At 64.5% G+C, this 11,309-nt stretch carries 11 protein-coding genes; all 11 read left to right on the top strand.

Annotated features, from left to right (window positions below; translation table 11 throughout):
* Positions 1-158 precede the first annotated feature (158 nt).
* Complete coding sequence (locus tag WME85_RS19230) at positions 159-422, top strand: hypothetical protein (protein WP_437840079.1); 264 nt, start codon at positions 159-161, stop codon at positions 420-422.
* 439 nt (positions 423-861) lie between these two features.
* A complete protein-coding gene (locus tag WME85_RS19225) occupies positions 862-1,119 on the top strand; it encodes a helix-turn-helix domain-containing protein (protein ID WP_420894983.1) in 258 nt (85 codons plus the stop codon).
* Between the two features lie 9 nt (positions 1,120-1,128).
* The gene (queC, locus tag WME85_RS19220) at positions 1,129-1,842 is read left to right on the top strand and encodes a 7-cyano-7-deazaguanine synthase QueC (RefSeq protein WP_061607383.1); all 714 of its coding nucleotides are present in this window, start codon (positions 1,129-1,131) and stop codon (positions 1,840-1,842) included.
* Complete coding sequence (queE, locus tag WME85_RS19215) at positions 1,839-2,480, top strand: 7-carboxy-7-deazaguanine synthase (RefSeq protein ID WP_437840077.1); 642 nt, start codon at positions 1,839-1,841, stop codon at positions 2,478-2,480. The genes queC and queE overlap by 4 nt, the downstream gene beginning before the upstream one ends.
* Before the next feature lie 11 nt (positions 2,481-2,491).
* Positions 2,492-2,851 carry a 6-carboxytetrahydropterin synthase QueD gene (gene queD, locus WME85_RS19210; protein WP_437840075.1) on the top strand — a complete coding sequence of 120 codons (360 nt, stop codon included), beginning with the start codon at positions 2,492-2,494 and terminating at the stop codon, positions 2,849-2,851.
* Between the two features lies 1 nt (position 2,852).
* Positions 2,853-3,719, top strand: a complete 867-nt coding sequence (folE2, locus tag WME85_RS19205) for a GTP cyclohydrolase FolE2 (protein ID WP_437840074.1) — start codon at positions 2,853-2,855, stop codon at positions 3,717-3,719.
* Between the two features lie 8 nt (positions 3,720-3,727).
* Positions 3,728-4,684 carry a hypothetical protein gene (locus WME85_RS19200; protein ID WP_437840073.1) on the top strand — a complete coding sequence of 319 codons (957 nt, stop codon included), beginning with the start codon at positions 3,728-3,730 and terminating at the stop codon, positions 4,682-4,684.
* Positions 4,685-4,695: 11 nt separating this feature from the next.
* Positions 4,696-5,862 carry a DGQHR domain-containing protein DpdB gene (gene dbpB, locus WME85_RS19195; protein ID WP_437840072.1) on the top strand — a complete coding sequence of 389 codons (1,167 nt, stop codon included), beginning with the start codon at positions 4,696-4,698 and terminating at the stop codon, positions 5,860-5,862.
* Positions 5,859-7,160, top strand: a complete 1,302-nt coding sequence (gene dpdA / locus WME85_RS19190; RefSeq protein ID WP_437840071.1) for a tRNA-guanine transglycosylase DpdA — start codon at positions 5,859-5,861, stop codon at positions 7,158-7,160. Before dbpB (WME85_RS19195) ends, dpdA begins: the two co-directional genes overlap by 4 nt.
* The gene (dbpB, locus tag WME85_RS19185) at positions 7,157-8,314 is read left to right on the top strand and encodes a DGQHR domain-containing protein DpdB (RefSeq protein WP_437840069.1); all 1,158 of its coding nucleotides are present in this window, start codon (positions 7,157-7,159) and stop codon (positions 8,312-8,314) included. The genes dpdA and dbpB (WME85_RS19185) overlap by 4 nt, the downstream gene beginning before the upstream one ends.
* Positions 8,315-8,343: 29 nt before the next feature.
* Positions 8,344-11,304, top strand: a complete 2,961-nt coding sequence (locus WME85_RS19180) for an SNF2-related protein (protein WP_437840068.1) — start codon at positions 8,344-8,346, stop codon at positions 11,302-11,304.
* The last annotated feature ends 5 nt before the right edge of the window (positions 11,305-11,309 follow it).

The raw sequence follows: 11,309 nt of genomic DNA, 5'->3' as shown, positions 1-11,309 counted from the left end.
CGGAGCTACTGCCCACCAACCCTGCATCTCTGCGCGCAAACCGGCAGCCTCCACCGTCCGCTGGTACTGTTCTTGCGCACTTGGTGCCGGGGCTGAGGGTGGCCCACTGACCTCGCTCACGACTATTCTGGCGGCGACCGAAGCCTTACGAGGTGGAAATGGCGACGACTGGAGAGCGATTCGGGAAAATTCGGCGCGAACATGTAGAGCAGGCATGCCGGGAGCTCATAACGAGCGGGGCGCCGAAGGGAGGTGGGTCTTACTTCGTCCGCTTCGATGGTCGTGAGCTGCCGGCCAAGCGGGTCCTGCGCGACGCCTACCGCCACGCTAACGAGCGGGAGATCGAGGCGAAGGACTTCAGCGGCGGCCAGTTCGTTGCGAAAATTCTTCAGCGGCTTGGCTTCGAGGTCGTCGTGCATTGACGTTGCTCCTGCCTAACGCCGGGCTGAGCAGGTGCCGACGGGGAACTTACGCAGGAACGGGCACGCGAACGCCACTTCGTGGAGACACCGAGGCGCCCACGTACATCTTTAGACAACGCGGTCGCGGCATCATCCCAGCGCTGGGTGGTGCAGTCACTTGCTGAGAGACATTCCGCATGGGCGCTGGAAGAGCATTGCGATGTTCTTCCGAATTTTCTCCCCTTCACCTCTGGATAAGCCCATCACCTAGCCTCCGACCCCTCAGGAGCAGGAGACCCAGGGCAAGCCAAAAATTTCACCTAAGACACATTTTTCCAAGAGTACGCTACCCAGCCGTTCCCCAGGCCCTTGACGGCGCACGACGCAGCGGGATAGGTTGCACCAGAACCTGACGGTTCGTGACAGCTGTTACGCTCTGCAACCTGAACACCAGTACAGCATGAGTTTCGTGCTCGACGGAACTACCTACTTCTCCGCCGCCGAGGTAGTCCGCGACATTGGCGTGTCCCGCCAGACTCTCTGGCGTTGGAGGCAGGACGGGAAGATCCCAGTAGGCCGGCGCTACCGGGACCGTCAGGTAGTCTTCACAGCCGACGAACTCGACACAATACGTGAATTCGCCCATCGACTCGAGCCCATCGATGACACACCTCCCAATCAACTGAAGCTGTTCAACGGCAGGCGAGCCCAACGCTGAGGGAGAATCATGCTGAACAAACCGAAAGCTGTCGTACTCTTGAGCGGTGGACTCGACTCTACGACCACACTGGCCATCGCGCAGAGCGAGGGATACGACACTCACGCTCTCACCTTCCGCTATGGCCAGCGACATGAGGGAGAAATCGAAGCCGCGCGACGCGTTGCCCAGCGCTTTGGCGGCATCCAGCACGTCGTCGCGCAGATCGATCTGAGGGTGTTCGGAGGCTCCGCTCTCACGAGCGACATCGCCGTGCCTAAGGGGCGTTCTCTCGACGCTATCGGCAACGGTATCCCCGTCACCTATGTCCCTGCACGGAATACGATTTTCCTGTCCTTCGCCCTCGCATGGGCGGAAGTACTCGGCGCGAGTGACATATTTCTGGGTGTCAACGCCCTCGACTACAGCGGCTACCCGGACTGCCGCCCCGAGTACATCGAAGCTTTCGAGCGTATGGCGAATCTCGCGACGAAGTCAGGTGTAGAGGGGCGACAGCATCTCAAGATCCATACACCGCTCATCCACCTGACCAAAGCACAGATTATCCAGCGTGGATTGGCGCTCGGTGTCGAGTACGAGCTGACCCTCACCTGCTACGACCCGTCTGCTCAGGGCGAGGCCTGCGGGCGATGCGATGCTTGCCTCCTGCGTCTGAAGGGCTTCGCGGAGAGCGGCCTCACAGATCCAGCTCCCTACCGCGTCGATGCGCGTGCTCTCGCATGACATACTTGGTTAAAGAGATCTTCTACACTCTGCAAGGCGAGGGAGCCCAAGCTGGTAGACCGGCCGTCTTTTGCCGCTTCACTGGGTGTAATCTTTGGACGGGTCGCGAGGAGGACCGCCAGGGAGCGGTTTGCCGCTTTTGCGACACAGATTTCGTGGGCATGAACGGACCAGGCGGTGGACGGTTCACAACTGCGCAAGACCTCGCTCAAGCCGTAGCAAACGCCTGGCCCCATACCGCCGCGCCGGTCAACCGGCGTTACGTCGTCTGCACAGGAGGCGAACCGCTTCTCCAACTCGACAGGGCGCTCGTTGAGGCATTCCATGCAGCGGACTTCGAAGTAGCAATCGAGACGAACGGAACGCAGCTCCCACCACCTGGGATCGACTGGACATGCGTCAGCCCCAAGGCGGGCACCGACCTGTTGCTTAGCTCCGGGGACGAGTTGAAACTCGTATTTCCCCAGGAAGGCGCCGAGCCTCACGTCTTCGAAGGCCTCAATTTTTCGCGCTTCTACCTGCAGCCGATGGATGGCCTGTTGCGACAACGAAACACCGAACTCGCGCTGCGCTACTGCTTGGAGCATCCCCAATGGCGGCTCAGCCTTCAAATGCACAAGATGCTCGGAATCCCTTGAGAGGGTGACGCATGGAGATTTTCAAGGAATTCACCTTCGAAGCCGCGCATCGGCTGCCCAACGTGCCCCCCGGCCATAAGTGCAGCCGACTACACGGACACTCCTTTCGCTGCGAGGTCCACGTACGCGGCGACGTGGAGAGGGAAACCGGCTGGGTGCTGGATTTTGCGGATATCAAGGCTGCGTTTGAGCCTGCGCACAAGGCACTCGATCACAATTTCCTCAACGAAATTGAAGGTTTATCTAACCCGACAAGCGAGAACTTGGCGAAGTGGATCTGGGGAAAGCTCGCCCCATCGCTGCCGGGCCTCTCGGCGATCGTCGTTCGTGAAACGTGCACCTCCGGCTGTATCTATCGAGGAGAGGGCTAAGATGGAGGACGTGCAGGGTCGTCGTGACGCACGCGGCATCCCCATCAACCAGGCTGGGGTCAGCGACCTCGCCTACCCGATCGTGGTGCTCGACCGCGCCCACGAGCGGCAGCACACCATCGCAAAGATCTCGATGTCCGTAGGGCTTCCCCACGACTTCAAGGGGACGCACATGAGCCGCTTCATCGAGGTGCTCGAGGAGCACCGCGGTGAGGTGACGGTACGCACCCTGCCGCGGATCCTGCGCGCCCTGCGCGAACGACTGCATGCGGAGACCGCCCAGGTGAAGGTTGTGTTCCCCTATTTTCTGGAGCGGCGGGCCCCGGTGAGCGGCGCCTGCGGCCTGATCGACTACGAGTGCTCGCTCACCGGCGAGACGAGCGGCACGAGCGAAGACTTCGTGCTCGGCGTCCGGGTACCAGTCACGACCCTCTGCCCCTGCAGCAAGGCCATCAGCGACTACGGCGCGCACAACCAGCGGACCTACGTGACGATCGAGGTCCGTGGGACGTCGCCTACGCCCGATCCGTCGAACTTCATCTGGATCGAGGAGCTCGTCGAGGTCGCCGAGGCATCGGCGTCGGCCCCCGTGTACCCCCTCCTGAAGCGTCCGGACGAGCGCCACGTGACGATGCAGGCCTACGACAACCCGGCGTTTGTCGAGGATGTCGTGCGCGACGTGGCGCTGAAGCTCCAGGAGGACCCGCGCGTCGCCTGGTTCAGGGTGCACGCGAAGAGCGACGAGAGTATCCACAACCACAGCGCGTTCGCGCAGGTAGAGCAGGCGCGGAGCGGCAGGCAGGAGCCGCCGCAGCGTCCCCTTGGCGGGGGATCCGGCAGCGGTGTAGCGCCGCGCCATTTTCTGTAGAATCCAAGGTGATCGTGACTCGTCCGGTCGTCCAGATTGTCGCCGGTTGCACTGATCGGAAGCGGCTCCCGGTCCCGGGAGATCTGCGCATCCAAGCCGTTCGCGAGAAGCGCCCGGGGGACCTCTTCGGTGCCTGGTGGCGCACACTCGAGCAGCACAGCTCGCCGTCGGTTCCGGCGGTCGATCTCTACGCTGGCGATCATTGGACCGTGGTCCGTGACCTGCCGCGCGTTGCACATGAGGCGGGGCTGGACGCTCGCTTGTGGGTGGCGTCCGCTGGGTACGGACTCGTGCCCGCGGAAGCGCACCTCCGCGCGTACGGGGCGACGTTCACGCCGGGCCACCCGGACTCCGTCGCGGAAGGCAGCGCGGGAGATGAGACCGCGCGCCGCTGGTGGCATGCGCTGGCCGGGCGGCCGGGGCCGCACCAAACCGCACCCCGGACCCTGGCGGATCTGGCGCTTGCGTCTGCGGGTGCGAAGCTGCTCGTCGTGGCCTCGCCCCGATACGTCCGCGCGATGGCGGACGACTTAGCGCAAGCCGCATCCGCGCTGCGGGATCAGGACGACCTGCTCATCGTCTCCGGAGATCCAGGGACTTCCCATGAAACGCTGCGCCGGAATTGGGTCCCATCTGTCGCGTCGCTGCAGACGACGGTCGGCGGGAGCCGACTCTCCCTGCATGCACGCATCGCCCGGCGCATCCTCGAGGAAGCCGCCCGACGCGGGATCGCCGCCACCGCGGTCCGAGATCGCTTCATCGGTCTAGCCCGCGCGGCACCGCCTCCTCAGCAATATGAGCGAACCCCACTCGACGACGAGGCCGTTCGCAGCTTCGTTGCCCAGCACCTTCGAAGCAATCCAACGGCCACGCACACGCAGTTGCTCAGGGCCCTCCGCGACAGCGGGCGCGCATGCGAACAGGCACGGTTCAGGCAGCTTTTTCTCCAGGTAAAGGAACGTTGATGCCGCGCGCCGTGAAGAAGACGACCGCCCACAAGGGGATCATCCGCCGTGCGGTGATCCGTCGCAGGGCACTGCGCATCATGCAGGATCCGGAGCGACCTCTTTACCTCTTCAGTCTCCGCGCTGAAGAGATCCTGAAGATCGCGGACATCTCGCGCATCGCACGCGACGCCCGAGGCGAGTTGCTCGGCTACCAACGTCCCGAGGTGCGCCAGCACATCCGAAACATCCAAGCCTACCTCGACGGCCGCCAAGGCGGCATGCTGTTCCCGAACTCGATCATCCTGTCCCTCTCCTCATCCGTACGCTTTCAGCGAGAGCGCGGCCCCGAGAGCGATGACGGGCTCGCCCATGCAGGGACCATCGTGATCCCGATCCCAGGCATCGACCAGCCGAAGCCCGCCTGGATCGTCGACGGCCAGCAGCGTGCGATGGCCCTTTCCCGGAGCCAGCGCAACGATTTCCCCGTCGCCGTCAACGCCTTTGTCGCCGACGATATCGCCACGCAGCGAGAGCAATTCCTGCTGGTAAACAGCACCAAGCCGCTGCCACGCGGGCTCATCACTGAACTCCTTCCGGATATCGACACGACTCTGCCGGCGAACCTCGCCATCCGGCGTGCCCCCGCAGTCCTCTGCGACCTTTTGAATCGAGATCCGAAATCCCCCTTCTTCGGCCTGATTCGCCGGGCTTCGTCAACGAAGGCGGCGCGCAAGACCGAGGTGCTCGCCGATACGTCTGTCATGCAAATCCTGCAGGAGAGCCTCACGACCCCCTCCGGCTGTCTGTTCGCCTACCGCAACGTGGCCACCGCGCAGACTGATTTCACCAGCATCCGAAAGCTCTTGCTCATTTACTGGAATGCCGTGCGGGACACCTTCCCCGACGCCTGGGGGCTGCCGCCCACCCAGAGCCGCCTGATGCACAGCGCCGGATTGCGTGCGATGGGTCGCTTGATGGACCGGGTGATGGGATCCATCGACATCCATGCTTCCGACGCGCACCGGCGCGTGCTGCGTGAGCTTGCGCCACTCACCCGCGTGTGCTGCTGGACATCGGGTTCCTGGAGCGACCTCGGCCTGCGGTGGAACGAGGTCCAGAACGTGCCGACGCACGTCCGCAGCCTGACAGATTTCTTGCTTCGAACCTACCATGACCGATCGGGGGTGGCGCGATGAAGTATTTCCTGCCTGACAGCCAGGACCTGGTCGATCCGAGCTTCGACTTCGAGCGGGAGCGAAGGTCCGCGACGCGCCTGCGCCAGCGCGACGACCTCTACGCCCACGAGATTTTCGCGGAGCGGGTACTCGACGGCATCCTGGTCTCGAAGGGCATCGTCGACGGCTCCGAAAACTCTGGGGGGCGCTACACGCTGGCGCAGCGCCACCGCCTCCTCCGCGTTGGGGCGCGCGAGTTCTTCCGCATCGAGCGGAAAGACAACATGCCCATCGCAACGATGGGCGATTGCGGCGCATTTACGTATGTCAAGGATCAGGTGCCGCCATACACAGTCGACGAGGTGATCCAATTCTATGTTGACTGCGGCTTCGATTACGGCATCTCAGTCGACCATGTGATTCTCGCATACAGCACCGAATGGGACAAGCCCGGCGCCGAGGTGCCTGCCGAACTGCGCGAGCGACAGGAAATAACGCTTGAGCTGGCGCAGGAGTTCTTCACACGATGGAAGAATGATCACCTCCCGTTCGAGCCGCTCGGCGTCGCGCAGGGCTGGAGCCCACGATCTTACGCACGGGCCGCTAAGGAGCTCCAGAAGATGGGATATCGCTACGTCGCAGTCGGCGGGATGGTTCCCCTCAAAACCCCGGAAATCCTGGCTGGGCTCGAGGCTATCGACGTCGTACGGCGCAAGGATACCCGGCTTCATCTCCTCGGGGTCACACGCACTGAGCAGATGCATGCCTTCGCGCGGATGGGCGTCGAGAGCTTCGACAGCACCTCGCCGCTTCGGCAGGCATTCAAAGACGAAAAGGACAACTATCACACGATGGACCGCACCTATGTGGCCGTGCGTGTCCCCCAGGTGGAGGGGAACCCGAAGCTTCAGAAGCGGATCTCGTCGGGCAACGTGCCGCAGGGCAAGGCCCGCGAGCTCGAGCGTGCCTGTCTCGACGGGATGCGGCGACTCGACGCGGACGAGATCAAGGTCGAGGTCGTACTCGACGCCCTCCAGCGATATGACGAACTGTGCGGCGTTCCGTCAAGCCATCGCGACGCGTATCGCGAAGTACTCACCGATCGTCCCTGGAAGCAGTGCCCCTGCGACGTCTGCCGCGAACTCGGCCACCATGTGATCCTGTTCCGTGGCGCGGAGCGGAACCGTCGCCGCGGTTTCCATAACACCTGGGTGTTCTACCGAAAACTCGCGCGGGAACTCGGCGGCGGCGTCGCCGAGGCCACCGCGCGAGAGTCTCCACGCGCACGCCGCGTGTCCGCCTCCGAGGTATTCTCATGACGACCGAGCTCCGTTTCCCGGCCATCGAGGTGCGCCAGTCGCCTGAGCGCACCCTCTACACCTTCGCGGTGGACGCTAAGCTGGTGCCGAAGTTCGCGACGGTGTCCCGCATCCGGCGGAAGGACGGAGACGAACTCCAGGGCTATCAGCGGCCGGAAGTCCTGGCGCATATCGAAGAGATCCGAGCCTACGTGGAGAGCGAGTCCCCTATGATCCCGAACGCCGTGGTACTGGCGTTCGACTCTCGTGTTCGCTTCGAGCCGCACGCGGGGCCATGCAGCCCCTACGCTCGCCCGGGCACGCTCGTCATCCCGGTCGATGACGACGCCCCCGAGGAGGAGCGGCCCGGCTTCATCGTCGACGGTCAGCAGCGCCTCGCGGCGATCCGGGACGCGACTATCGAATCTTTCCCCATTTGCGTGAGCGCGTTCGTGACGGACGATGTGCGTGAGCAAACGGAGCAGTTCATCCTCGTCAACTCGACGAAGCCGCTCCCGAAGGGGCTCATCTACGAGTTGCTTCCCGGTACCGATACCGCTCTCCCGACGCTCCTCCAGCGCCGGAGGCTGCCTGCTTTTCTCATGACCCGGCTGAATCAGGACCAGGCCTCGCCGCTTCACGGAATGATTCACACAGTGACGAACCCGTCGGGCACCATCAAGGACAACTCGGTCCTCAAGATGCTGGAGAACAGCCTGAGCGACGGGGTTCTCTACCGCCTGCGGGACGGGAGCGGGAGCGAGGTGGATACGGACACCATGCTCGGCGTTCTCTTCGCGTTCTGGAGTGCGGTCAAAGAGGTGTTCGGAGAAGCGTGGGGGCAGCCCCCCAAGAAGTCGCGCCTGATGCATGGCGCCGGCGTCGTGAGCCTCGGGTTCCTAATGGACACGATCTCGGAGCGGTACCGCAAGAAGGGGCTGCCGACCAAAGCGATGTTCGCGAAGGACCTGAGGCCGCTCAAGCCGCTCTGTCGTTGGACCGACGGGTACTGGGACTTCGGTCCCGGGCAGCAGCGGAAATGGAACGAGGTCCAGAACACGACCAAGGACATCCAGATGCTGACCAACTACCTCGTGGTTCAGTACAAGTCGCTGGTTTGGAACCGCCCGGGGGCGCCCACGGGCCGCCAGCTTGCGTTGACTGTCGGTCGCTGATCCGAGGTCCGCTACGGCGAGATACGCGCATGAGCCAACCCCTGGGACCTGCCGACGTACGAAGCCTGCTGGGACACCTCCTTACGAAGGGTCTACGGCCGAGCGCCATCGCTCCTAGCGCCTTCTTCGCACGCAAAACGCTCCGTGAGGCAGCGACGAGTTGGTATCTCGACACCGATGGCTTCCCCTCGCTCCTCGGCGCGCGAGTCGATCCGCTCGCGCACCAGCTCTACGCGGCCTTACGGGTGCTGCGGGATCGCGAGCAGCGGTTCCTCCTCGCGGACGAGGTCGGGCTCGGAAAAACCATCGAGGCAGGGCTCGTCCTGCAGGCCCTCTGGCACGATGCGCCCGATCTGCGCGTGCTCGTCGTCGCGCCGGGGTCGATGGCCGAGCAGTGGCGTCGCGAGCTCTATCTACGCTTCGGAGCGCGTCCGTTCTCCGTCATCAGCGCCGTCCAGCTCGGCGAGGCCGAGCGCACTCGCTGCATCGCCTCGCGTCATTTGATCGTCACGATCGGTGCTTTGAGCCGCGACGAGCGCCTCCGCGAGCAGGTCGCGGAGCGCCCTTGGGACGCGCTCGTTATCGACGAGGCCCACCACATCGACGCGTCGCACCAGCTCTATCCCTGGTTGCATGGGCTCGCCAAGGCGGCCAAGCACGTGCTCGTGCTCTCCGCGACGCCTTCGCGCCGCGAGCTGAAAGGCCTCGCGGCCCTACTCTCGCTGGTTTCTCCCGGCGAATACGCGCCCGGCGATGACGCGCGGTTCGAGGAGCTCGCGTCCAAGCGACAAGGAATATGGGTCGCCATTGACCAGGCTCGGCAGCTCCTCGACGCCGCGGGCGACGAGCTCCGTTCGGAAGGCGCCGTCGACGTCGGCATCGTCATCGACGGCTGGCCGGTCGAGCTTCTCGGCGAGCCGCGCATGGCGGCCTGGCTGCAGGCGGCGCGGCAAGAAAGGAAGCCCAAGGCCGCGCTCGAGCTCATGCGCCGAGCGGTCGTCTGGGCGCGCGAGCGCTGGTGCATCGATCACCGGATCATCCGCACCCGCCGCCGTACGCTGAGGCAAATGGATCAGAAGTTCAGCACGCGCATTCTCGAAGCCGAGCTCCAGTACGAAGCGAGCCCGTACGAGCTCGAGGTCGCCCGCACGTTGAAGGGGATGGCGGTGCCGCAGACCCAGGATCAACGTGTCTTCGCGGCGATGCTCAACCAGCTCGCGGCCTCTACCCCGGACATGCTTGCGAGGTTCGTGCAGAAGCGAATCGACGCGCTCGGCCAGCTTCCGTCGACCGATGACGGAACCCTCGCGCTTGCTTGGAACAGCGACCTAGGCCCGGAGGAGGAAGCCATCCTGCTCGAGGAGGCACCCCGCCGCTGCTCTCGCATGCCTGCGACGGTCGACGGCGAGAACGAGCGCGATTGGCTTGTGCGCCTTCAGCGCGCGGCGAAAGCTTGGGCGAATAGTGACGGAGACGCCCCCCGTCGTCACCAAGAGGCGATCGCCTGGATCAAGGAGCGCGCGGCGCACGACGCGGGGCGTCGCTTCCTCGTCTTCGCCCAGAGCGCGGAGGTGGTCGAGGCCTTCGCTGAAGCATTGCGCGACCAGATGGACGAAGACGATCAGGTTGCCACCTTCCACCAAAAGAAGAGCGAGCAAGACCTCGACAGGGCTGCCTTGGAGTTCACTCGCCCGGACGGCAGCGCCCGCGTGCTGGTGAGCGACGCGCTCGGCGCCGAGGGCCGCAATTTCCAGGTCGCATGGGCCATCGTTCACCTGGACCTGCCGTTCTCTCCGGCGCGCGTCGAGCAGCGCATCGGTCGCGTGGACCGGCTCGGACGCCCAGCGGGAGAGCCCGTCCGCTCGGTAGTCGTCCTCGGGCCAATGCCCGCCGAAGAGGTCTTTCACAAGGCCTATCGGGAAGTCTTCCATGTCTATCAGGAGTCCATCGGCGGATTGGAATTCGTGATTCCGGGCCTGGTACGCCGCCTCCGGGAAGCTGCGGCCCCCGGGGCGAAGACCGACGTGATCCTGTCCAGCGTGGCGAAGGAGGTCGAAGCGGCGCGCGCCAGCGCGGACGAGGCCTTTCAGGCCGTGCACGACGTGGCCCGCCCCGCGCTCAACGCCGCTCGGGAGCTCGCCGACAGCCTCGCGGTGGATCGGAAACCGGAGCAAGCGATCAAGCCCTCTTACTGGCTTCGAGAGCTCGGAGCCAACGTCAGCACAAACGGGCAGGGCGGTTGCACGATCACGTTCCCTCCCAGCCGCGTCGAGGATGAGGCGAGGCATCTGTCCGTCCCCGCGTTCACTGGTACGTGGCTGCGTGGCGTCGCCCTCCAGGACGAGACGCGCCAGTTCCTCGGTCCGGGCCATCGGATCATTGACGGTTTCTGCGCCCTCCTCGACACCGCACCTCACGGTCGGGCGGCGCTCTTCCGCCGCTGGCTGCGTCCCGCGAACAAAGGAGTCCTGTTCGCCATGCTCGTGTTCGTGACCGAGCTTCCGGACACGGACGAGTTTCCGGCCGGTCTCATCGCCCGCGCGCGCGCGGTCATCGGACGCGACGTCAATCTCTTGGTGCTACGCTTCGATGCACAGCAGCGGCGCTGGGAGATCGAGCGGAAGCAACCGGAGATCGAGCGCTTTCAGCGGCCCTTCGAGAGAGCGAGGGGCAGCGGGGACGCCGACGCCGCGGATCACGCGCCCGAGCTCTTGAGCAAGCTGGATATCCCCGCACTGGAGCAGGCGGTGCGGGATGCGCAGGCAGAGATTCAGGATCGAGAGCTCAAGAACGGACGGAGGTTCGCGGACGAGCTCGTCGAAGCATGGGCTGACGATTTCGCGTACTTCGATGCCGTGATGGAGTCTGCTGAACCGGCGGAAAGCGAGCGGGCGGGGCACGAGCGCCAGCTGCGAGAAAAGATGCTGGACAAGGTCCGGGCCCTCACGCCGCGGCTCGACGCGCTCGCGCTCGTCGTCGGGGAGGGCTGAGAGGT

This window comes from Sorangium sp. So ce1153 (genome assembly GCF_051521595.1).
Taxonomy (GTDB): domain Bacteria; phylum Myxococcota_A; class Polyangia; order Polyangiales; family Polyangiaceae; genus Sorangium.
The sequence above is the reverse complement of the archived record's forward strand: the minus strand, read 5'-3'. Positions and strand labels throughout refer to the sequence as shown.

What these genes read in the sequence shown, in the direction of transcription:
- WME85_RS19230 (WP_437840079.1), top strand. Translation starts at nt 159, where the DNA reads ATGGCGACGACTGGAGAGCGATTCGGGAAAATTCGGCGCGAACATGTA.
- dpdA (WP_437840071.1), top strand. Translation starts at nt 5,859, where the DNA reads ATGAAGTATTTCCTGCCTGACAGCCAGGACCTGGTCGATCCGAGCTTC.
- WME85_RS19180 (WP_437840068.1), top strand. Translation starts at nt 8,344, where the DNA reads ATGAGCCAACCCCTGGGACCTGCCGACGTACGAAGCCTGCTGGGACAC.
- folE2 (WP_437840074.1), top strand. Translation starts at nt 2,853, where the DNA reads ATGGAGGACGTGCAGGGTCGTCGTGACGCACGCGGCATCCCCATCAAC.
- queC (WP_061607383.1), top strand. Translation starts at nt 1,129, where the DNA reads ATGCTGAACAAACCGAAAGCTGTCGTACTCTTGAGCGGTGGACTCGAC.
- dbpB (WP_437840069.1), top strand. Translation starts at nt 7,157, where the DNA reads ATGACGACCGAGCTCCGTTTCCCGGCCATCGAGGTGCGCCAGTCGCCT.
- queE (WP_437840077.1), top strand. Translation starts at nt 1,839, where the DNA reads ATGACATACTTGGTTAAAGAGATCTTCTACACTCTGCAAGGCGAGGGA.
- queD (WP_437840075.1), top strand. Translation starts at nt 2,492, where the DNA reads ATGGAGATTTTCAAGGAATTCACCTTCGAAGCCGCGCATCGGCTGCCC.
- WME85_RS19225 (WP_420894983.1), top strand. Translation starts at nt 862, where the DNA reads ATGAGTTTCGTGCTCGACGGAACTACCTACTTCTCCGCCGCCGAGGTA.